At 34.9% G+C, this 22757-nt stretch carries 19 protein-coding genes and 1 pseudogene; 16 read left to right on the top strand and 4 right to left on the bottom strand.

What is annotated here, in order from left to right; genetic code table 11:
- Positions 1-975, top strand: a 975-nt coding sequence (locus tag E1I69_RS20700; protein ID WP_207308590.1) for a hypothetical protein, incomplete at its 5' end; no start/stop codon positions are given.
- A 21-nt stretch (positions 976-996) separates the two neighbouring features.
- Positions 997-2154 carry a DNA-processing protein DprA gene (locus tag E1I69_RS20695; protein ID WP_136381444.1) on the top strand — a complete coding sequence of 386 codons (1158 nt, stop codon included), beginning with the start codon at positions 997-999 and terminating at the stop codon, positions 2152-2154.
- 731 nt (positions 2155-2885) lie between these two features.
- On the opposite strand, the gene E1I69_RS20685 is transcribed toward E1I69_RS20695, so the two are convergent.
- The 3 genes from E1I69_RS20685 to E1I69_RS20675 form a co-directional block, all read right to left on the bottom strand.
- The gene (locus E1I69_RS20685; protein WP_136381442.1) at positions 2886-3056 is read right to left on the bottom strand and encodes a YvrJ family protein; all 171 of its coding nucleotides are present in this window, start codon (positions 3054-3056) and stop codon (positions 2886-2888) included.
- Positions 3057-3122: 66 nt separating this feature from the next.
- Positions 3123-3338 (bottom strand): DUF2922 domain-containing protein, encoded by a 216-nt coding sequence (locus tag E1I69_RS20680; protein ID WP_136381441.1) that lies wholly within the window; start codon positions 3336-3338, stop codon positions 3123-3125.
- 35 nt (positions 3339-3373) lie between these two features.
- Positions 3374-3604, bottom strand: coding sequence for a DUF1659 domain-containing protein (locus E1I69_RS20675; RefSeq protein ID WP_136381440.1), 231 nt, complete (start codon positions 3602-3604; stop codon positions 3374-3376).
- A gap of 358 nt (positions 3605-3962) precedes the next feature.
- On the opposite strand from E1I69_RS20675, the gene E1I69_RS20665 reads away from it, so the two are divergent.
- The 7 genes and pseudogenes from E1I69_RS20665 to E1I69_RS20640 all read left to right on the top strand — a co-directional run bounded on the left by E1I69_RS20665 (position 3963) and on the right by E1I69_RS20640 (position 10786).
- The gene (locus tag E1I69_RS20665; RefSeq protein WP_136381439.1) at positions 3963-4310 is read left to right on the top strand and encodes a helix-turn-helix domain-containing protein; all 348 of its coding nucleotides are present in this window, start codon (positions 3963-3965) and stop codon (positions 4308-4310) included.
- Between the two features lie 103 nt (positions 4311-4413).
- On the top strand, positions 4414-4917 hold the full coding sequence (locus tag E1I69_RS20660) for a competence protein ComK (RefSeq protein WP_136381438.1): 504 nt from the start codon (positions 4414-4416) through the stop codon (positions 4915-4917).
- 43 nt (positions 4918-4960) lie between these two features.
- A complete protein-coding gene (locus E1I69_RS25095; RefSeq protein WP_242634662.1) occupies positions 4961-5620 on the top strand; it encodes a helix-turn-helix domain-containing protein in 660 nt (219 codons plus the stop codon).
- Complete coding sequence (locus tag E1I69_RS20655; protein ID WP_242634661.1) at positions 5509-5856, top strand: DnaD domain-containing protein; 348 nt, start codon at positions 5509-5511, stop codon at positions 5854-5856. Before E1I69_RS25095 ends, E1I69_RS20655 begins: the two co-directional genes overlap by 112 nt.
- Positions 5857-6072: 216 nt before the next feature.
- Positions 6073-7980 carry a DUF2075 domain-containing protein gene (locus tag E1I69_RS20650; protein ID WP_136381436.1) on the top strand — a complete coding sequence of 636 codons (1908 nt, stop codon included), beginning with the start codon at positions 6073-6075 and terminating at the stop codon, positions 7978-7980.
- Positions 7976-8520 (top strand): annotated as a pseudogene (locus E1I69_RS25090) (DNA/RNA non-specific endonuclease); the annotation flags it as partial. The gene E1I69_RS20650 and the pseudogene E1I69_RS25090, both read left to right, overlap by 5 nt.
- Positions 8521-9640: 1120 nt before the next feature.
- Complete coding sequence (locus E1I69_RS20640) at positions 9641-10786, top strand: hypothetical protein (RefSeq protein WP_136381435.1); 1146 nt, start codon at positions 9641-9643, stop codon at positions 10784-10786.
- 347 nt (positions 10787-11133) lie between these two features.
- Here the strand turns inward: E1I69_RS20640 and E1I69_RS20635 are convergent, their stop codons facing one another.
- Positions 11134-12060 (bottom strand): LysR family transcriptional regulator, encoded by a 927-nt coding sequence (locus tag E1I69_RS20635; protein WP_161974953.1) that lies wholly within the window; start codon positions 12058-12060, stop codon positions 11134-11136.
- Positions 12061-12355: 295 nt separating this feature from the next.
- Between E1I69_RS20635 and E1I69_RS20630 the strand changes: the two genes are divergently transcribed.
- The 7 genes from E1I69_RS20630 to E1I69_RS20600 all read left to right on the top strand — a co-directional run bounded on the left by E1I69_RS20630 (position 12356) and on the right by E1I69_RS20600 (position 22471).
- Positions 12356-13342, top strand: a complete 987-nt coding sequence (locus E1I69_RS20630; protein ID WP_136381433.1) for a TAXI family TRAP transporter solute-binding subunit — start codon at positions 12356-12358, stop codon at positions 13340-13342.
- Between the two features lie 83 nt (positions 13343-13425).
- Positions 13426-14598 carry a 2-methylaconitate cis-trans isomerase PrpF family protein gene (locus tag E1I69_RS20625; protein WP_136381446.1) on the top strand — a complete coding sequence of 391 codons (1173 nt, stop codon included), beginning with the start codon at positions 13426-13428 and terminating at the stop codon, positions 14596-14598.
- A 45-nt stretch (positions 14599-14643) separates the two neighbouring features.
- Positions 14644-16590, top strand: a complete 1947-nt coding sequence (locus E1I69_RS20620; protein WP_136381432.1) for an FAD-dependent oxidoreductase — start codon at positions 14644-14646, stop codon at positions 16588-16590.
- A gap of 35 nt (positions 16591-16625) precedes the next feature.
- Positions 16626-17978, top strand: coding sequence for an MmgE/PrpD family protein (locus E1I69_RS20615; protein WP_161974952.1), 1353 nt, complete (start codon positions 16626-16628; stop codon positions 17976-17978).
- A gap of 116 nt (positions 17979-18094) precedes the next feature.
- Positions 18095-20095, top strand: a complete 2001-nt coding sequence (locus E1I69_RS20610; RefSeq protein ID WP_136381430.1) for a TRAP transporter permease — start codon at positions 18095-18097, stop codon at positions 20093-20095.
- Between the two features lie 87 nt (positions 20096-20182).
- On the top strand, positions 20183-21523 hold the full coding sequence (gene allB / locus E1I69_RS20605; protein ID WP_161974951.1) for an allantoinase AllB: 1341 nt from the start codon (positions 20183-20185) through the stop codon (positions 21521-21523).
- An 81-nt stretch (positions 21524-21604) separates the two neighbouring features.
- Positions 21605-22471 (top strand): isocitrate lyase/PEP mutase family protein, encoded by an 867-nt coding sequence (locus E1I69_RS20600; protein ID WP_136381428.1) that lies wholly within the window; start codon positions 21605-21607, stop codon positions 22469-22471.
- Positions 22472-22757 lie beyond the last annotated feature (286 nt).

Raw genomic sequence — 22757 nt, 5'->3', positions numbered from 1 at the left:
GTTCTTACTTGCTCGATAAGATGTTTGGAACAAGCACATAGATTTAATTTATCTACCATTCTGTTGTTTGAAGCAGATGATATTGATGATTTTAATCAAATAGACCATAAACACCTACCGGATATAATATTAGATATAGAAACACTTAGAAAAATATTGTTAAAAAATGAAAGATACGGGAATTTTAACGAATTATCCATTGAGCAAATTGGAGGAAATGGATATGTTTATCCACTAGGAAAAATTCGACACCAATTATATGGGAGTATTAAAGCAAACTTAATGTTTGCGGGTAGGTATTTTGTATATGACGATCCTAGATCTTATATTCACTGCCTTTCAAATATGATACTTAGGTTAAAAAAATTTAAATCCTATGCTGTAGAGGCATTAGCAGATTGTTTGAATACAGATATTAAATTAACCCAAAAAATATATAATGATATAAATATAATTACTGCGGTTCCCTCAAAGCCAGGACAAGAGAACCATTTAGATTTATTACTTAACCACAAGGAACTTAATGATTTTAGGAGTATTATTGATACAAATCTTTTATTTACTGTTCGGAATTATGGTAAACAAAAGCAAGCAGGCTCGTTTACCGAGAGAGCATTAAATGTGTTAAATGCCTTTAATTCAAGAGGAAATATCAGCGGTCATGTACTTTTAATAGACGATATTCTAACCAGTGGCTCAACTGCTATGGAGTGTGCTAAAGTATTATATGATCACGGTGCAGAGAAAGTAACTATCCTTCCCTTAGCAATAATGCAGTCTAACTCATATGCTCCTTCGCATAAGAAATCGAAAGATCAATTTGAAGAAGAGTATCGACTTAACTTCAGAAATAGAGATGGAAGCCCTTTTTGGGTTGCGTCTGATGGAGAATTCCTAGCATTCAGGGAAGGAAAAGAACTTTATTTGAGCCAAAACAGTTATGAAGATTATCAGGATGATGAATTACCTTTTTAATCTTATATAGAGGGTGAAACTATGACAACCGCATTATGGATTGCTTTAAGCAATATCGAAGGCATGGGAGTAAAAACTTTAAAGAGACTATATACTTATTTTCCGAATCTTACACAGACAGATCTATATACAAACATAGAAGATATAAGGGACACAGTCAAAAATTCAAAGTTACTTCAGAAAATAACGGATGATGTTTATTTATCAAGAAAAATTGAGGACGCTGAAAGACAAATCAAACTACATAAAAGTAAAGGGATTCAAGTGATTGATATCGCTTCTGAATATTATCCTAAGCTATTAAGGTTCATTGAGGATCCCCCTGTAGTTTTATATTGTAAGGGAAATATTGAACTACTGAAGGATAATAAAAAAATTGCAATAGTAGGGACAAGGAATCCAACCGAAATGGGATATAAAGTAGCGATGAAGGTTTCTGCACAATTTTGCAAAAGAGAATTTGTTATAGTTAGTGGCTTGGCTATTGGAATTGATACTGCTGGTCATAGAGGAGCTCTAAATATAAATGGGAAAACAATAGCAGTTTTAGCAGGAAGTTTAGATAAGATATATCCTAAAGAAAATACAGAACTTGCAAATGAAATTATAAACAGAAACGGTTTATTGATATCAGAGACTCCTTTAGGTGGTAGGACATTTAGAAATTCATTCGTTTTACGAGATAGGATTCAGAGTGGTCTATCTTTAGGGGTTTGTCCTGTTCAGACACCTTTAAAAGGAGGGACACAACATACTATAAAGTTTGCACAAAATCAGGAAAGATTACTATTTTGTCCAGAACCTTTGGAAAGTCGTGAAATAGAAGCTACTCAAGGTATTTACTATTTGTTAGATAATAAATTGGCTTGCAAGATTGAAAATGAAAGTGATTATAATAAAATAATCAATAACTTAGCTAATAAACTGGAGAGTCTAATTAATAAAAACATTACAAGGAACAAGGTTACACAAAGAAGTAATATGACTAAAAATGTAAGACAAAATGAGGAAGTAGAGCAGCTTAGTTTCTTTGACTATAATAGTAAACTTGCTGATTCAAGGAACCAACAGTCAGAATTAGACGAATACATATTAAAAGTAATTAATCTTGGCAAACAACTTGATATGGATTCTGAAATGATATTGGACAGATTTAGAACCCTTCTTAGAAATAGATAAATTTTAATCTTATCATTTAAGGTATTGGTAAATATAGAGGGCCTCTTTCATAAAAAGCTCTCTATTTGATATTATTTCATGGTTTAATACTACAATCCATTTTAGGATGTGGGCTGTTTTTACAAAGACATTAAAATACTATTTTACGCAATTTTCACGCACAAATTTACAAAACCTTATTAAATCAATACTCAGAACTCCATAATGACCCCGACCACAGGTATCCTTAATAAGCAATATAAGAATGGTTGGGGGCGACTACTGTAGGAAATGAAAAGAATCGTGATTTATTCAATAGATGCTGAGTTTCACAGTGGGTTTCTCTAACTTGATCATAATGGACGCTGATATTGGTACAAGAAAGTATTCCTAATATTTTTTTAAAGACAGATGCTAAAAAAGTCTGATTTTAATTTAATGGCAATAACTCATTAAAAAAGTCGTATTTCTCACAAATTTCCCCAAAGGAACATCTATCTTTAATGGGTATATCATAGTGAAAGCAATCTTGATGATGAATAGTATTATACATGTCTAATATTACTTCATCATCTTTTTTATAAACAATATTACAATTAGGACAATGAACAGTTTTAAACACTAGATTCTCCTCCTTTCTATTGTATTTAAGTACTCCATACTACATGGAATATCCTTCATATTCACAAAAAATTCATAAAAGAATTGCATTCAAAAAACACCTAACTCAAATAAGTCAGGTGCCATAATCTCTACGATATACTTTTCTTGGTCTCATACGGCGGTTCGGCCTTCATGCTTTGTGGCAGCAGTTGAATGGCGTCAATGAGACTATCAAGCTTCGTTTCAATCCGGTGCAAAAGATAGAATGTCACGACGACGGGAAAGCCAACCTCTTGAATAAAAGGCAAGAACTGTTCCACCCAAACTCCTCCTTCCATTAAAAAAGTAAAGCCAACTTCCTAAAGAGAAAGTTGGCCCAAGTCCAATTAAAGTTCTACTGTTTCAACATTACGCTCGACAACGCGTGCGCCTTTTTTCTCGACAATCGCACCACCAGGTGTTAGAAACACATTTGTTGATATAATGAGATCCATTGCAGCGGAAACCGCTACTGCATCAACAGGTTCGATTGGATTTTCAATGGAAATAGTCGCCGTTTTTCCATCTTCATTTTTAAATTGCATTTCCAATGTTTTTGCCATTGTTATTCCCCCTTTCTATCCATTTTCTTTAAAACTTACTGTCCGTCACTAGCTAGTGAATAGCTGTCATTTCGCTCAAGTCCGACAAGCTGTAGACTTTGTAGCTTTTCGATTGAAACGGCTACTGCATACAAATCTTCAGCTGTTACAAGTGGGTTGATGTTGTTGTAGTTTTTATTTTTGTACGTCATCTGACCTTTGTCATCAATCCCATTTTCAAACTCAAAGCGTAACTGTGTACGTTGAATATCTTGTAATACTGCCATGTCCCTCACCTCCTTTTCACCTATGTTATAGAGGGGAAAGGGGTAAAAAGGGGCATCCAAATCAAAAAAATTTAAAAAGGAAACACCTAATCTAATACTACTGAGATTCTAGATTATTATCTTTATATGGATAAAGATCTTGTTGTTGTTTTTTATTTTCTTTTTCTTTTTCTTTTTGTCCACGTGTCGTGATACCCAAAAAACCAATAGAAAAACCACTAATAAGTGGCAAAATAAGGTAGCTCTAAAAAAAATATCTCTAAAAAACAACCCCATAGGTGGTTTTTGATTAAATACAACCTACAGGGTTATTCACATTTTATTTCTTCTAGGATTTACTAATTTTAGAGGTGATTTTATGATTGAATTAGTAGGGCAACGGATCCAAAAGTTTCGAACACAGAAAAAGTTAAAACAAGAAAAAGTTGCAGAGTTAGCCGATATTACAACGAAACATTTAGGGGAAATTGAACGAGCCGAAACAAGTGTATCACTGGAGATTTTAGAAAGAATATGTAATGCTCTTGAAATATCACCTGCTCAATTGTTTACAGATTATGAAGATGTTAAACAAGAAAAAAATACTCAAATTCTTTTATCATTGAAAGATTTACTTGAAAACAAGCCAATAGACTTACAGAAGGATTTATTACAAATTATGAAGGTCCTAATTAAGATACTTGAAGGTTTTCGTTTAAGAAGATAAGAGTAATTCTATTTTTTCCCCTAAGCGTTAAAGCAACCCATTGCTTACACTGCAATATATTAAATAAAATCCCCGAAAAATAACCCCAAAAAGGAGATAGTACATGAATCAAATTCAAAGTTACTATGAAATTACACATCAAACGATGGCCATTCAGTCTGTTGCTGAAATTGAATATTCAGCAATTGTCCGTGAGGAGGATAAGACAATACTTGTTAGGCAAACGCCTTTACAAATCATTAAAGCAGCCTGTTTAGAAGGTGGTGCTTCCTATGAAGGTAGACGGAAGGCGGTTACCCACTTAACCGGTGCCATGCAAAAAGTACCAATCCCGATTAACCCCCGAAGAAAGATCTTCGCATTTCCTACTCATTCACCAACCACGTTTGAGTGCAACTGGATTTTCTTTCACCACATTAAATCGATTGATCTTCCAAAGGTTCCAAGTTCAACAATCCAATCCCTTATTCATTTTAAAAATAACCAATCACTTTCGATGAATGAATCGTATTATGTCTTACAAAAACAATACCAACGTACAGCCATGTGCATCTTAAATTATTCAACACCGGAACAATTGCAAACACATTCACTACTTGGACTATAAAAAAACCTCGCAAAAAATACCGCAAAAAGGATGGCAATCACAAATGAATGAAAAATTATTACTAAACGAAAGCCCTTTAATTATTCTTCCAACACTAGCCTCGATAATCGGAAGAAATGAAGGCGTTATCATTCAACAGATCCATTACTGGCTTCTACGCAGCAAAAATATCCGACAGGAACGAAAATGGGTATATTTCACGTATGATGAATTAGCGAAGCAAATCTCATTTATCTCAAAAAGTACGATTAGAAGGGCTATTTCGAAGTTAGAGAAGAACGGTTTTCTAATTTCCGGCAATTTCAACAAAATGAAAATGGATCACACAAAATGGTACACAATTAACTATGAAAAACTAGACGAACTAATAGCGGACGAAAATGAATTGTTATATGTTTTAGAAGAAGAAACTGAGATGCTATTACCCGACTATGTAGAATCGATGTGTCCAAATGAAGCAGACGATGTGCTCAAAGTGGACAGCCCATCTGCTCAAAATGAACAGCTCAAGTGTTCAACTTGGACAGACGATGTGTCCAACATGAGCAGGGCAATACCAGAGATTACTTCAGAGATTACTTCAAAGAGTACATCAAAGACTTCTTCTTTTCAAAACCCGCAAACGACAACGAAGACGACCCATTTCAATTTTTCGAACAAAATGGATTTGGAAAAATCGGTAACTATTATTCGAAAAAAATAAAATCGTGGTGTGCTGAATTATCTTGCAAACTTGTAATCTTGGCTATGAAACTAGCTCTAGAAAATGGATCAAATCGTTGGAATTATGTAGAGGCAGTATTAATAGATTGGTGTAACAAAGGATACCGTAATATTAATGAGATACAGAAAGCGTGCATTACATTTAAAAGGCAAAAACAACAGCAATTCTATACAAAACCAGCCCGTGTAGAAGTAATTCCGGATTGGCCTCGATAATGAGAAACAGCCAGATAAACCCTTATTTGATTTAGATTTTGAAGCGAAAAAAAAGCTCTTTGAGGAAAGACTTAAGGTTTTTTGTTAGGGCTCTTTATTATAGATTAATTATAATATAAGAAATCATAGATCGTTTGTTCTTATTATGTTAAGCCACTTTCCGTTCTTAATAAATATGGTAAAATATTCATATTACTATTTACGGAGGCCCTATAAATGATCGTCTATGAAGCAAATAAAAGAGAATTTTTAGAACATGTTGATAAAGATGTGCTTGTTTCTCATATTCTGAATCAATTTGAATTGAAGCTAGGACGCACAAGTGAGTCGGAAATACGATCCTGGGATAATTCTATGTTACATATGTATCGTGTTCTAAATGATGAATCAATTCCAGATGATGCTGGCGTGGCTATTGAATATAAAATTCCATACACTTCAAAAAGAGTAGATTTTCTTTTGTCAGGACATGATGGAAAGAACGATTCTGTCGTTATTGTCGAACTAAAACAATGGTCAGAAGTACAAAAGGTTGAGGGGAAAGAGGCGATTGTTAAAACTGCCATCAACCGCGGATTGCACGAAGTAACTCACCCATCCTATCAAGCGTGGTCCTATGCCGCACTAATAGAAGATTACAATGAAAATGTGCAAGAGCAATTTATTCAATTAAAGCCATGTGCGTACTTACATAACTATCGTATCCGCCCAAATGACCCGTTAACTGATGAACATTATGATTACTATCTTAATCTTGCACCAGTATATGCAAAAGGTGAAGTTGACAAACTACGAAGTTTTATAAAGAAATACATTAAGCTCGGTGATCAAAAAGAAATTTTATATCAAATCGAGCGGGGAAGAATCAGACCCTCAAAATCACTTCAGGACTCGTTATCTAACATGCTAAAGGGTAACGAAGAGTTTGTCATGATTGATGAACAGAAGGTATTTTATGAAACGGCACTTCAGTTGGCAAAAAGAGCAATTAAAACAGATACTAAACAAGTCATGATAATTGAAGGTGGACCTGGCACAGGGAAATCCGTTTTAGCTATCAATTTATTAGTTGCATCAACCAATAAAGCGATGACCTGCCAATACGTGACAAAAAACTCAGCTCCAAGGAATGTATATTCCACAAAGCTAAAAGGTGATTTTAGAAAAACAAGAATTGATAATCTTTTTAAAGGTTCTGGAAGCTATACAGAGTCGGAACAAGATGAATTAGACGGATTGATCGTGGATGAAGCCCATCGTCTTAATGAAAAGTCAGGAATGTTTCAAAATTTGGGTGAGAACCAGGTAAAAGAAATCATTCACACTGCTAGAATGTCTATATTCTTTATTGATGAAAATCAACGGGTGACATTGAAGGATATTGGTAGCGTAGAGATGATTAGAAAATATGCAAAAGATTATGGAGCAGAAGTAACATCGGGGGTTCTAGCTTCACAGTTTAGATGTGACGGTTCAGATGGCTATATTGCATGGCTTGATGATGTCTTGCAGATTCGTGAAACAGCAAATCCCAATGATATGGGATTAGACTACGATTTCAAAGTGTTTTCTGATCCAAATGAGATGAAAAGCGAAATTGAAAAGAAAAACAAAATCAAAAATAAATCTAGAATTGTTTCAGGTTATTGCTGGGAGTGGCCAAAGGGTAACCGTACGAAATCGAATTATCATGATATCAAAATTGAAGAACATAATTTTGGTATGAGCTGGAACCTAGACAGCACAACCACATGGGCTATTGATGAAAACTCAATACATGAAGCAGGCTGTATTCATACTTGTCAGGGCCTAGAGTTTGATTATGTTGGTGTTATTATCGGTGATGATTTACGCTATGAAAATGGACAAGTTATCACGGATTACACGAAACGTGCTAAAACTGATCAATCTCTCAAAGGAATTAAGAAAATGCTAAAAGAAAGTCCTGATGAGGCACAGGAAGTTGCAGATAAAATAATCCGCAACACATATCGTACATTGATGACAAGAGGTCAAAAAGGCTGCTATGTTTTCTGTACAGATAAGAATTTGGAAAAGTATTTGATATCCCGTCTGAAAAAGGAAAGCATGTACAGTGAAAAAGCATGTGGGAATATGAAATGATCGGACCGAACCTGTATTATCGTCTGGCAGATACTATTCCGATGAGGCAAAGGTTCCTGGTGTCGAAAGAGACGTTTTAGATGAAGGACATATCATTGCTGATTCTCTCGGAGGGGTATCGAATGCTTATAATATTACCCCACAAGATAGTACGCTCAACCGACATGGTGATTAAGCTTATATGGAAGATGCGTTCCGTAGGGCAGGTGGAGCCACTAATTTTGAAGCAATTATCACATATCCGAATACGCAGATTCCTTCAAGTTATCAGTATACTTTAATGGGTAACGAGATCGTTGATACTTTTGACAATGTGAACTCTGATGAAGTTAACGCATCACTTGGTTTAACAGGAAGTGAACCCTCTAATTCAACTACTCCAATACAAACGGTGATATTTCTAGTGTTGATACAAACAGTAATGGAAAGGTAACGATTAAAGTAGCAAAAGCAGCAGGTTTCAGTATGCCAATAACGAGTGATCATTGGTTATACCCCTATATGCGCGATAATGATAATGACGGTATGGTGGGTGAGTAAACCGCTATAACTTTGAGGCAAATTATTTATACGAAAAGACATCTTCCTCATTGGACAATTTTAACCATTTGCGAATGGGTGACTGAACAGGAACAGTTGAAGTTAATGGTCATATTATCTAAATTTGTATGGTGAAAATATAATTATTATTTACTTACGGGGTGTTTCAATAAGAACAACCATTCAATAACTATAAGGGAATGTCCAAAAATGAACTACCCCCTGTCAAGTAGACAGTGGAATTAATAAAAAGGTAACTAAACGGCTTTAGCTCTATATTCCATAGGGCTTAGGTGGTTAGTAGTTATTGATATTTATTGTGATTTTAGAGATATATGTAATCTTCTATAGCTTTAGATAATTTTTCAAATGTTTGCAAACTTACGCAAATAATATTTCTTGCATCTGAGTGTTACAAAGTTTCCATTAGCAGTTAAATAATTCCTCAGTCACTGTAAGATAAATAATAGATTTCTAGAATTATCATAAGTGTGGAGGTAACAAAATGTGAATAAGTGGGAGATGTATATAGAAACAACAATTACTTAAGAAAGGATTCAGCAAATCTAAAGTGGCTGAGAAACTAGAGATTCTGAAAAAGAGTAAATTAGATATTCTAGAAGGTGTAACAGCATTTTTGTTGAAATATATAACAATCGGTACTCCGAAGGTTGTTAAAGTAAGTTTCGAGTATCGAGAGGAGTTTTTGATAAAGTAAATGATTAAATAGTGTTTTTTTGACAATTTGAGATAATTCTTCCGAATTAATCATAATATTCTATTCTAGAAATAAATAATATTTATTTGGCAATAGGCTTATGGAATACATAATTTGATATTTAGTGGGTGGTAAAACGTGTTTCGGTTAATAATTAACGCTTGTTTTACATTGTTTATAGTTTTATTTACGATATTAACTATCATTCAATCAATTTGGCCAAGTGAATTCTTATTTAGAGTCCTATCCTCACTAGGCATATTTTGTTTACTTTTATCATTTTGTCTAATAGGGATTAATCATTTAATCCTTCCAATTTTTTTATTTTTATTATCTTTAGGATTTAGTAATCTTAATTCGGATACTAATTTTTTGGTGATAATTTGGAATGGAATCCATGAGATGAGCAATATTATTGTGATTATACTTGTTGTTCCAATGATTAGTTGGGTATTTGAACATGAAAACTATATCAAAAGTATTATAATCTATTTCAGTAGATTTCTAAAAACAAGTACTCGATTATACTTAGGGATTATGACTATTACCCAGTTGATAAGTTGTTTTTTATTAATTGCATCCATACCGGTCACTTATCATTTTATTAGTGATTTTTTAAATTCTAAGTACAAAGAAGCATGGGAATATTTAAAAAGTACAGCTATTTTAAGAGCGTTTGGTTTAATTACCTTTTGGTCGATTAGTTTGCCAAGTTTTGCTTATGGGGTTGAAGTTTTACATGCTGATTTATCACTAACGCTTCTTAATGGTTTTCTATTATCTTTTTGTGGCATCCTTATCTCGGTATTCATCTTTCACTTTATAAATAATAAAGACAACATCCACTTAAATAATGAAATTACTATAAACTTAACTAATGATCTTCCAAGTAATTCAATTGTGAAAAAAACGATTAATGAATTTATTGTTTTGTTAATTAGTCTGTTAGGGAGTATTGTAATTTTTTACTTTCTTTTACCTCTGAGTTTACTAATCATATTGCCCTTAGTGGCGATCATCTGGACGATTACTTTCTTCCTCGTAAAAAAAGATATTCGCGCTTTTATTAGTAAGTTAAGCTTTTTTATGAAAAAAGAAATTCCGCTTAAAGCAAAGGAAGTTGTAGTTTTCTTTACAGCAGGTTTTGTCGTAGCATCTTTAAATCATACAGATTTTGATGAAGCCATAGTCGAAGTAATGTATCAATTTTCAGAAAAAGTTTCCTGGATGAATTTTCTATTTATTATACCATTTACATTGGCATTTCTCGGATTTATTGGGATGCCACCAGTAGCGTCCATGGTACTAGTCGTAGGAGTTCTTCAAGGGATTACTCTTCCATATCCAGCTCATCTAGTAGTCTTATCCTTAGCTACAGGATCCTTGCTCAGCATCTTGAACTCTCCATTTACGACACCTGGTCTATTACTTAGTAGTGTTAATGGATTAAGTTCTTTTAAAAACACATTCAAACGCAATTGGCTTTTCACATTAATTTTCTTTACTTTCGCACAGTTGTATATTCAATTCTTATGGATGACTTTCTAATAATGATGGAACTCGTCGTCAGGAAATATTGGAACATTCGAATGTGGTGGCCTCATATTTTCCGTTTTTGTAAAACGTCTATTGAAACAAATGTAGCTGCTGACTAGCTTGAATTGGAATTTACATACCGTCTCAATGGATAGAGCACACTTTGCACAATCCTGAATCAAGAGACATATTTGTCACAACTATGAGACGGACTCCCCTTATTCCTCGTTGAGGTATCTCTAATCGGAGAACACAAGATTCTTTTGTTCATTACTTTATAATAATCTTCCAATATCTCCAGATTTACGGATTTCTCTACAAAACTATTAAAAACCTCTCTTAAGGTAGAAAAACTAAACTTATTTTGATTCAAAAGGTAGAATATTACAGAGGTTTTCAATAACAGCCTTAGCAGCAACTGAAAAATGGCAGTTATGAGGAAATGCAATTACATAGGCAGTTTTGGTAATAGTTGGTTCACCAACTGAGTATAACTTCACATCATTGTGATCAGTTAATAGAAAGCTTGAATAGGAATCTGGTAAAAATGAAATACCTATACCTTTCTTAGTGAGTTTTAGAGAGGTAGCTATGTTATAGGTTTCCATTACAACATGAGGGTACATGTTATTTGATAAAAAGAGATAGTCTGCTATTTCTCTCGTTCTTTGCCCCTTTGTAGCAAGTATGAAATTCTCATTTTTTAACATTTTGATATCAAGCCATTTTTGATTTGCTGAAGTATGTAAATTAGGTATTGATTTTAGAGAACTCGAAGAGATAGCAATCATAAATTCTTCATCGAAAAGATGGATATAATCCAAATCATGTAATCGAAAAGGGTGATTTACAAGAATAAAATCAAGTTCTCGATTTGTCACTTTTGTTTCCAACACTTCTGATGATGCTTCATAAAAGCGAATAGAAATGTTAGGAAGTTGTTTTTGTAACGATACAAAAATTTTTGGTAGCATCAAATTTGCTTTTGATATAGTAAGTCCAATTTTTACAATACCTTGCTTTAATTGATTCATATTTTTAAGATTTTGATGTAAGTCATTATTCAGGCTAACTATTTGTCGCGCATAGTTAGCATATGTTTTTCCTTCTACGGTTAAGGACAACTTATTTCCAATCCTTTCGAACAAAGGAGCTCCTAATCTTTCCTCTAAATTTTTGATATAGATACTAAGTGATGGCTGAGAAATATGTAACTTTTCAGCTGCACGAGTCATATTTCCATTATCAATAATAGCTAAAATATAAGAAAAATCACGTATATCCACTTTAAACCTCCTAATCGTCATTAAAAATTCACTTCATTAAAATGGACAGATTTGTAGCTTTATAGCCTCGACTTATAGTGTTAATAGTTATTATATATTATACAAATAGATAATCCAACGTTATAATCTAAAATATAAAGAATTATCAGAAAGTACAATGTAGTCAGAATACTCTTTCCTGTGGGTATTCCTTCATCTGATTTCCGGCGGGTATCAAACTATTAAACTTATGGGGGTGGTTGGGTTAATACGCAGTCTTGAAGAAATTTAATTTTGTAGAATAGGGGGATAAAAAATGAAGAAAAAATATTTAACTGTCATTTCAATCTTAGGTGTTTTTCTTATGTTTCTAGCAGCATGTAGTGATTCATCAACTTCTTCAGATGTAAATGAAAACGCTTCCTCTGGAAAAGTCACAACTGTTAGTATTTCAACAGGAGGAACTACGGGGATGTATTTTACAACACATGCACCAATTGCTGAATACATTAATGAAAATAGCAAAATGATTCGGGTAGTTCCAACAACCTCTGGAGGTTCAACCGAAAACAAAAACAATGTGATTAATGGAGTCAGTGAGTTAGGTGCTGTCTATAATGATGAAGTTCTTGTTGGATATGAAGAAAATGATAAATTACGATTCGTAGGTCCTACTACAGGTGTATCACCACTGCAATTTGTTGTAAAAGCTGATAGTGGTATAAACACCCTTGAGGATTTAAAAGGAAAAAAGGTGCATATCGGGGCCTCTGGTTCAGGTGCACGAAATTGGGCACATAAATTCTTTGAGTGGGCTGGAATTATCGATGAGGTTACAGAAGTACCACTTGGAAATGAAGATGCTGTAACTGGACTAGGGGATGATGTTGTTTCGATGATAACAGTGGGAGGACTTGCTCCATCTGCTAGGGTTACTGAGGCTTCCGTTACGAATGATATCCGTTTATTAGACTTATCACCTTATTTAGATGATTTCCTAAAAGAATTTCCATACTTTGAGATTTATACAATTCCAAGTGGAACATATGAAGGAATTGATTATGAAGTAAAAACATTTGGGCTAGCTACATCAATTGTAACGATGGAAGACATGGATGATGAAATCTTAACTGAGTATATGACATGGGCATACAATGAAGAAGCACAGAAAGCGGCTCTTACAAGTAATCCAATTGGACCTAACCATAATCCGGAGGATCCGTTAGCAAATGCAAAAATTCCGCTTCACCCTGCTGCTGCTAAATTCTGGGAAAGCAAAGGGTTCACAGTTCCAAATAATTAATGACTTATAACTACATTTTTGAAGGAAGAGAATTCTTCCTTCGAAAGTTTAAAAGCATTAAATTAAAAGAAAGTGGGAAGAAAATGAATGAAATGAGACCGATAAAATGTACGATTTTTCGAGGTGGAACTAGTAAAGGACTATATTTCTTGAAAAATGATTTACCTAGTAATCCAGAATTACGTGACCGCGTACTTCTGTCAATTTTCGGAAGCCCGGATAAAAGACAGATAGATGGTCTTGGTGGCGCTGATCCATTAACGAGTAAACTAGCAATCGTAAGCCCTTCTAAAGAAAAAGGTATTGACATTGAATATACATTTGGTCAGGTTGCAATAGAGGAAGCAAAAATATTCTATCAATCTATGTGTGGTAATATAACCTCTGGTGTAGGTCCTTTCGCCATAAACGCTGGTATCGTAGATGCAAAAGAGGGAATTACAAAAGTAGTCATGCGTAATACAAATACAGGAAAAAAGGTTATTGCAGAAGTCCCTGTTAAAAATGGCAAAGCTTCCTGTGTTGGAGATTACGAAATTGCAGGTGTGTCGGGGACAAGTGCAAAAATCCTAATGGATATGGCGGGAACTGCAGGTGCCCTTACTGGTTCTTTACTACCAACTGGAAATGTCAAGGATATTCTTACTGTTCCAGGTGTGGGAAAAGTAGAAGTTTCGATTGTAGACTGTGGGGCATGCCAAATTTATGTGCGTGCAAAAGATCTTGGTTTAAAAGGAATTGAAGAACCAAAAGAACTAGACTCACAGCCAGACTTACTTAAAAAAATTGAAGCCATTAGAGCTTATGCAACACATGTTATTGGATTGACAGATACCCCTAATTCAGCTTCTGAAGTAAGAAGGAATACCCCGCACATAGCACTAATTGCAGAGTCTCAAGGATATAAAAATTTCCAAAACGGAGAATTGATACCTGAAGGTTCTGTAGATTTTGTTGCTCGGATGTTGTTTATGCAAATTATGCATAAAACATATGCGGGTACAGGTTCTATCGCAATTTCTGTTGCATCGCAAATACCAGGAACCATTGTAAATGATGCGATAAAATCTATTGATATGAATAAAGGTTATATTCGATTTGGGCATCCATCAGGGGTGATTGAAGTTGAAGTTGATGTTACGAAAAATGAAAATCAATATGTGGTCAATCGAGCAGCGATTGGACGTACGGCTAGAATGATAATGGAAGGTTATGTATATGTAAGGGAAAGTGTATTTGAAAATTATGGATGGTAAAAACTTTTAAAAATTGAGAACTGCATAAAGGAGGACACTCAGATTATGTCTTATGATCGTTTATTATCTCCATATCAATTGAATGATAGAGTTACTGTGAAAAATAGAGTCATTATGGCTCCAATGAATAATAACTTCGCGAATCAAGATGGGTCTGTAAGTAGTAGGTATGCTAATTATTTTATAGAAAGAGCAAAAGGCGGAGTGGGAATGATTATCATTGCTCCTGGCTATGTCGACAGAAGAGCTAGGAAGAGAAAAGGGTCTCTTTTATTAGATGATGAAATATTTATTCCTAAACTAAAAGAATTCATGGAAGCGTTACATAAAGAGGGAACGATTGTTCTGCAGCAACTCAATCACAATGGTCGTCTTCTTTCTTCTTCCAAAGAATTAAATACTGCAAAAGGTATCTGCATAGGTCCATCTGCAGTACCCCATCTATTAACAGGTGAAATTCCACAAGTAATGAATAAGACCGACATAGAGGAAATGGTACAACGATTTGTTGTAAATGCTAAGAACTCTATGCTTGCAGGCTATGATGGAGTGGAAATCCACGGTGCTCATGGTTATTTGATTAATCAATTTTTATCTAGATATAGCAATAAAAGGGATGATGAGTATGGTGGCTCTCTTGAAAATAGAATGAGATTTCCACTTGAAATTGTCAGAGCTATCCGTAAAGAAGTGGGCTCGGATTTCATAATGAGTTTTCGTTTGTGTGCGAAGGAATTTAAACCTGATGGTGTGGATTTACAAGAAGCCAAAATTTTTGCTCGTGAACTTGAAAAAGCAGGTATCAATTTACTTAATGTATCAGTTGGAAATACGGAAAGCCCCAAAACTGCGTTAATTATGATGCCTCCACCTTCAGTTAGTCATGGATGTTACAGTAATTATTCGAAAGAGATTAAGAGTGTAGTTAATATCCCAGTATCCATAATGGGAAGAATTACAACTCCTGAACGAGCAGAGGAAATATTGGAAGCAACCGAATCTGATTTTGTTACAATTGGACGTGGCTTAGTAAGTGATCCTGATTTCGTTGCAAAAGTCGCAAGTGGAAGAAGGAATGAAATTCGCCAATGTATTGGATGTCTAGAGGGATGTTACGAAGAACTTGCCAAGGAAAATCCCCTTGGATGTATTTATAATCCTTTTGTTGGAAGAGAAGGAGAGAAAATTGAACAAACAATTTCCAGAAAAAAGGTTTGGGTAATCGGTGGTGGTCCTGCAGGAATGGAAGCCGCAAGAGTCGCTGCCATGAGAGGACATGATGTAACACTATTTGAAGCAACTGAAAAATTAGGGGGGCAGGTAAAGATTGCATTTGTTCCTCCAGGAAAAGATGATTTTAGAGTAATTATTAAATATTATGAACATGAACTAACTCGTTTAGGAGTTCAAATAAAACTAGGTGAAAAAGTTACGAAGGAAGCAATCCTAAAAAGTTCACCTGAAGCAGTTGTATTAACTGTAGGAGCTAGTCCACTTATGTTACCTCTACCTGGTGTAGAACAAGAGAATGTTATAACTGGCTGGGAAGTTTTAGAAGGTACAGAGGTTGGCGAAAAAGTTGTCGTATGCGGTGGGGGATTGGTAGGAATTGAAACAGCTCTTTATCTATGGAAGAAGGGCAAAAAAGTCGAAATTATTGATAGAAATGAAAGGATAATAAAAGATGCTGGACCACTTATTCGCGCTCATTTGTTGGATGAATTAGAACAGACAGATATTCAAATTCATCCGAAAACATCATTATTAGGTATAGAAGGAAACAAAGTATTAGGAGAATTTGAAGGTAAAGAGGTAACTTTTTCTGCTGATAGTATTGTTCTTTCATTGGGTGCTAAATCGAATCTAACTTTAGAGACAGAAATTAAAAATTCAGACTATAAAGGAAAAGTATACACAGCAGGAGATTGTGTAAAACCTAGACGAATTTTACAAGCAACTGCTGAAGGTGCAGAGGTTGCATTACTAATCTAATTTTTAATATTAACTTTAATAAGGAGAGGATTATTTTGAGTACGATCGCTAGAGATTTTGCGAATTATTTTATCAATGAATTTAAATATGAGGATATACCTTCTACAACAATTGAAGGAATTAAAGTTTTAATGATGGATTATCTTGGTGTAGCCTTAAAAGGTACATTAACGGAAACAGGTGAAATTACTCGTAGTTATTTTGCAGACAAAGGTGGAAGGGGAGAAGCAACATTATTTGACTCTAACATAAAAGTTCCTGCTGAAAGCGCAGCTTTTGCAAATGCGGTTGCGTCACATAGCATAGAGTTGGATGATATCGATCGACTTGCTTTATTCCATTTTAGTCCACCTATTTACTCAGCTGCTTTTGCCATTGCAGAAAAATTAAATGTGTCGGGAAAAGATTTCATTACGGCGTTAGCTGCTGGTGTTGAAATGATGGAACGTCTAAGTTTAGCTATGAATCCATCGTTACGTAATCGAGGTTTTCATACAACTCCTACATTAGGAATATTTGGAGCAACGGTAGCTAGTGCATTAATGATGAAATTAACAGAAGAGCAGATTGTTAGTGCATTTGGCTTATCTGGCTCACAAGTAGCTGGTATGTTAGAAATGTATGGCGAATCCATGCAAAAACGTTTCAATCCAGGTCCAGCAGCACATAATTCTATTGTTTCTGTTAATTTAGCTCAAAGAGGATTTACTGGTGCTGATACAATATTTGAAGGAAAAAGAGGTATTTGCCGCTCATATAGTGACGAGGTTGACTGGAGTAAGCTTAAATCTCCTAAGCAAGGTGATTATATTTTTGAAATTGAGTTAAAACCGTATGCATGTGCACGTCCAATCCATGCACCAATCGATGCAGCATTGGGTATCCGTAAACAAATCCTAGAAAGTGGCAAACAAATTAGGGATATCAAAAAAGTTGATGTATTCAGACATCCTGCATGGGCAGATTACCACACTAATCAGGAACCAAAATCCTATCATGATGCTCAAGTAAGTATGTGCTTCTCTGTGGCATTAGGTCTTGTAACTGGAGCCAATTTCTTCGAAGATTATATAGAAGCCGTTGGAAATCGAAATCAAGACGTCTACGATATTAGCAAAAAGGTAAGTAGTATATGTGATCCTGAGTTTCCAAACAGCACAGGTTGTTGGGCTGTTGCTACATTGAAAGATGGTACAGAAATAAAGGTAATGGCAACTTATCCAAAAGGATCAATTGAGAACCCAATGACTCCTGAAGAAAGAAGATATAAGTTTAATAGACTAACTAATCATAAACTAAGTGAACAACAAGGAGATCAGTTAGCTGAAATAATTAATAATCTAGAAAGCTATAATGTTACAGATATCCTTGATATTATAAATAAATAAAAGTAGGTAGTTCCTGAACTTATTTATATCGGTATAGATAAACAGAAAACGAGTGAATTTTCAAGGTTATTATTCCATGTATAATCATTTGAATTTTCAATAAGGGGGTTGACTAAATGAACGCTGGTAATCCAGGAAAAAAAAGTATAATGGAACGGTTTATTAGTATTGCAGGATTAGCTAAACCAAGAAATCTAATTGGTATGTCATCACATATATATGTGGTGATTGCAATAATGTTTAGCTTGTTATTCTTGTATGTTTCTGGTCCATCATTTCTTGGTAACGTACCAATTCAATATCAACGTGGTCTTTATGCAATGCTGATTGCGATTATGGTTTTCTTCAAGTTCCCATTCAGCAAGAAATCTCCAATGGATAGAGTAAGTTTTTTGGATATCTTAATGATAGGATTATCCATATTTGTTTTTGGCTACTGGATTCTGAATTTTGATGAACTTCTCTTGAGAGTAGGAAATTTACATAATTATGAGTACTATATTGCGGCAGCAGCAATGCTAATTTGTCTTGAAGTTAGTCGTCGAGTACTCGGACCAATCTTTCCAATGGTTGGTATTGGAGTTGTGCTATATTCACTGTTTGGGGATGCAGAATGGATCACCCATCTTCTAAGAACAAAGGGCTTTTCATGGCAATATATCGCGGGATACAGTTATTCTCTTGAAGGTATTTTTGGTTCTATTCTTTACATTATAGCAACCTTTGTAACGTTGTTTGTTATTTTTGGGGCCTTAATGGAATCATTGGGTGCAGGTGCGTTTTTCATTGGTCTGCCTTATGCATTAACGAGTGGGCTTGTTGGAGGACCTGCTAAGACAGCTGTTGTAGCTTCCGGGTTATTCGGCTCTATTTCGGGTAGTGCTACCGCCAACACAGCAGCTACTGGGGCTTTTACCATTCCGTTGATGATAAAATCTGGATATCGTAGAGAGGTTGCAGGGGCTATTGAACCAGCAGCTTCAACAGGTGGGATGTTCATGCCACCGGTAATGGGTGCAGGGGCATTTATCATGGCTGATATGCTAGGAGTTCCATATGTTGAAATTGTAAAAGTAGGGTTTGTTCCTGCTATTATCTATTTCCTTTCAGTCTATATGATTGTTCATTATTATGCGAAAGCACATAATATCCGTCCTTTAAGTAAGGAAGAAAGACCTGATGTTATGACAATTTTGAAGGATGGTTTTCACTTTTTAATTCCTCTAATATTATTGATTGTTTTATTGTTTAATGGTATATCTGCCCAACGATCCATTTATTGGACGATAATAAGTATGATTGGGATAACATTGGTTGTAAGATTACTAAAAAGAAATGAAAAGAGTGTTAAAGAAGTAACAAATGGGTTTTTCAAAGATATAATTGTTGGATTAAAAGGTGGCGCAGATGGTAGTCTCACTATTGGTTCTGTAGCTGGAGCAACTGGTATTGTTGTAGCAGGTGTTATGTTAACAGGGCTGGGATTTAGCTTTACAACAGGCATCATGTCCTTATCAGGTGGCTCACTCATCATTGCAATTTTAATGGCTTTCTTTGCAGCATACATTCTTGGTATGGGATTAACCGTAACAGCTGCATATATACTAATTGCTGTTCTTGCAGCTCCCGCTATTGTAGAATTCGGAGTTCCAGCAATTGCTGTCCATTTTCTTCTGTTTTGGTATAGCCAAACATCTAATGTATCTCCACCAGTGAGTTTAGCAGCCTTTGTTGGCGCAGGTATTGCAGAAGCGAATCCTTATAAATGTGGTATAAATGCATTAAAATTCAGTGCTTTTATACTAATAATGCCACTAATGTTTATTTATAGTGAAATCTTGATGCCAAATGGTCTTAATTTTAATGCGATATGGGCAATGTTTGGGGCAACGATGGCTACTATACCATATGCAGCATTTATTATCGGTTATTTTAATGGAAAGCTTAACTTACCACTTCGTTTAATCATGCTTGTAACTACTGGATTATTTTTTATACCATCCGTTTTTACAACCATAGTGGCATTAATAATCACTGTGGCAATGTTTTTATATCAGAAAAAGTATAATGGACCTATCAACCTAGAAAGTGAGAAGAGCGATTTTAAAATGGTTTAAAAAATTGATCAAACTGAGTTCAAAGCCCTCGAGGTACTTAAATTATTGTATATGAAACTCAAATACTCAAAGTCGGAGGTATACATTATGGACTTGTTGATAAAAAACGGGATATTAGTAACTCATGAAGGGAGTCAGAAAGCAGATGTTGTAGTAACTGACGGAAAAGTTACTGCTTTAATGGAAAATGCTTCCCTTATCGTAGAAAGGGAAGTCAAAAAAGTAATAGATGCTAATGGCCTATATATACTACCAGGGTGTATAGACCCACATGTACATTTTCGTGATCCTGGCCATACCCATAAGGAAGATTTTGCGACTGGTTCTGCAGCTGCAGTAGCAGGTGGATTTACTACAGTTTATGATATGCCAAATAATAATCCGAAAATCCAAGGGATAGAAGAGTTAAAAGAAAAGCTATCAGTTATTAGTGATCGCTCACATGTGGATTATGCCCTATATGCTATTATCAAACCAGATAATTTAGACAAATTACATGGACTAATAGAAAATGGTGTCCGTGGATTTAAAGTTATGATGGGAAAGTCATCTATGAACACCCCTACGGCTGATGATGCCTCCCTTTGGTCGGCACTTAAAACCTTAAGGGAAACGGAATGCCCTATAACTGTACACGCGGAAGATACGAATATTTGCGCAATTGAAAAGGAAAGACTATTCAAAGAAAATAGAAAGGACCCAAGAGCTCATATGGAATCACGTCCTGTAATTGCAGAGACTATTGCCATTCAACGTGCAATCATGCTAGCAGAAGATACTGGAGGTAGATTGCATATTGCACATATTTCAGCAGGTAAGTCTGTAGAAATCATCCGTTCTGCAAAACAAAGAGGCGTTAAAGTAACTTGTGAAACTGGGCCACATAATTTAATTTTTACAGATGAGGACTATGAAGAAAAGGGAGCAGCAATGTTTGTAAACCCCCCTATTCGTTTAAAAGGAGATAGGGACGCTCTACTTGCTGGAATTCTAGATGGGACCGTTGATATGATTGCAACTGATCATGCACCACATACTTTTGAAGATAAATATGCTTCTGGACATGTACTAAAATCAATATCAGGGTTCTTAGGACTAGAGGCAAGTATTCCAATTATGTTAACTCTAGTGAATCAAGGAAAACTTACATTGGAACAATATGTTAACCTATCTTCAGTAAATCCTGCAAAATTGTTTAATTTATTTCCACAGAAGGGTTGTATAGCGGTTGGATCTGATGCTGACTTTACTATAGTAGATATGGAGAAAGAAACAGTAATTGATAAGGAATTACATCAAAGTAAAACAAAGATAACCCCATATGATGGTATGAAGGTAAAAGGTATGCCAGTTTACACAATCATTAGAGGTAATATTGCAATGGAGGACGGCATTGTTACCCCTAAAAAATATGGAAAACACGTATAAAATGAAAGTAAATAGAAGTATATCTAGAAATCAGAATAGTGGAACTATTAGTCTGTTTAAAAATCGGAAAGGGTTGAACTAATGAAGGAACAAGTGAAAAAGTTGAGAAAATTAATTAAAGATGATTCCATATTAGTTGCTCCTGGTGCTTCAACAGCTTTACTTGCTAGAATTGTAGAAGATGAAGGTTTTCAAGCGGTGTATGCGACTGGAGCTGGAATGTCAAATATGATTTTAGGGTATCCAGACATGGGGTTAGCCTCCATGTATGAAATGTTAGAAAATACGAGAAGAATTGTTGACGCAGTTAATATTCCTGTTATCGTTGATATTGATAACGGTTATGGAAATCAAATTAATGTCACACGAACAGTAAGGGAATTTTGTAAAGCTGGAGCAGCGTCATTACAGATGGAAGATCAAATTATGCCCAAAAAATGTGGTCACTTTAAAGGGAAAGCCTTGATTTCAAAGGAAGAGATGATTAATAAAATAAAAGCAGCAAAAGATACTATGGGTGACGATGCATTGTTAATTGCTAGAACGGATGCAATTGCTGTTTATGGATTTGAAGACGCAATGGAGCGTGCCAATGACTATATTGAAGCTGGTGCAGACATTTTGTTTGTTGAAGCACCTACCTCTGTTGAGCAAATGAGAGAAATTGCAAAAACTACAAAGGTACCAAATGTTGTAAACCTAGTTGAAGGTGGGAGAACACCATTACTTACAAATGAAGAGCTTGAAAGTATAGGTTTTAAAATTGCATTATATGCTAATGGACCTTTGAAAGCTGCAATTAAAGGAACTCAGGATTATTTACGTCAACTTAAAGCAACTGGTTCCAGTAAAAATCTAGATGAATTTATGATAACTATGGTTGAAAGAAACCGTTTAACTAATTTAGATGCATTTTATGAGATTGAAACTAAATATGCTCATTCTTAAGTGTTTGGACTAAAAGTTAACGCGTAGGGATTGTAACTTCTGTTCTATATAAATAAAAATGATGTTAACTGTAGCACATACAAGCCATTTCTATCATCTAGATTCTCTAGTTAATTTGGCAGTGTTCACTTGATATAAATTTTTTTACACATGTTTTACATATTATTTTTATAAAAACTTTTCATATCAAAAAAGACTAAGTTTGTTTTCGCTCCTTAACCACGGGTAACTAACCTAAGTCACATAACTCATTAAATAGTATTATCACTGTCTCTTATACACATCT

Source organism: Bacillus timonensis, from assembly GCF_004799755.1.
In the GTDB taxonomy this organism is placed as follows: domain Bacteria; phylum Bacillota; class Bacilli; order Bacillales; family Bacillaceae_L; genus Ferdinandcohnia; species Ferdinandcohnia timonensis_A.
This window is presented reverse-complemented; position numbering and strand designations above follow the sequence as displayed.

Excerpts from the sequence above, each read along its gene's own strand:
- E1I69_RS20625 (WP_136381446.1), top strand. The coding sequence starts at position 13,426 with ATGAATGAAATGAGACCGATAAAATGTACGATTTTTCGAGGTGGAACT.
- E1I69_RS20600 (WP_136381428.1), top strand. The coding sequence starts at position 21,605 with ATGAAGGAACAAGTGAAAAAGTTGAGAAAATTAATTAAAGATGATTCC.
- E1I69_RS20630 (WP_136381433.1), top strand. The coding sequence starts at position 12,356 with ATGAAGAAAAAATATTTAACTGTCATTTCAATCTTAGGTGTTTTTCTT.
- E1I69_RS20650 (WP_136381436.1), top strand. The coding sequence starts at position 6,073 with ATGATCGTCTATGAAGCAAATAAAAGAGAATTTTTAGAACATGTTGAT.
- E1I69_RS20620 (WP_136381432.1), top strand. The coding sequence starts at position 14,644 with ATGTCTTATGATCGTTTATTATCTCCATATCAATTGAATGATAGAGTT.
- E1I69_RS20665 (WP_136381439.1), top strand. The coding sequence starts at position 3,963 with ATGATTGAATTAGTAGGGCAACGGATCCAAAAGTTTCGAACACAGAAA.
- E1I69_RS20695 (WP_136381444.1), top strand. The coding sequence starts at position 997 with ATGACAACCGCATTATGGATTGCTTTAAGCAATATCGAAGGCATGGGA.
- E1I69_RS20680 (WP_136381441.1), bottom strand. The coding sequence starts at position 3,338 with ATGGCAAAAACATTGGAAATGCAATTTAAAAATGAAGATGGAAAAACG.
- allB (WP_161974951.1), top strand. The coding sequence starts at position 20,183 with ATGGACTTGTTGATAAAAAACGGGATATTAGTAACTCATGAAGGGAGT.
- E1I69_RS20660 (WP_136381438.1), top strand. The coding sequence starts at position 4,414 with ATGAATCAAATTCAAAGTTACTATGAAATTACACATCAAACGATGGCC.
- E1I69_RS25095 (WP_242634662.1), top strand. The coding sequence starts at position 4,961 with ATGAATGAAAAATTATTACTAAACGAAAGCCCTTTAATTATTCTTCCA.
- E1I69_RS20640 (WP_136381435.1), top strand. The coding sequence starts at position 9,641 with ATGAGCAATATTATTGTGATTATACTTGTTGTTCCAATGATTAGTTGG.
- E1I69_RS20675 (WP_136381440.1), bottom strand. The coding sequence starts at position 3,604 with ATGGCAGTATTACAAGATATTCAACGTACACAGTTACGCTTTGAGTTT.
- E1I69_RS20610 (WP_136381430.1), top strand. The coding sequence starts at position 18,095 with ATGAACGCTGGTAATCCAGGAAAAAAAAGTATAATGGAACGGTTTATT.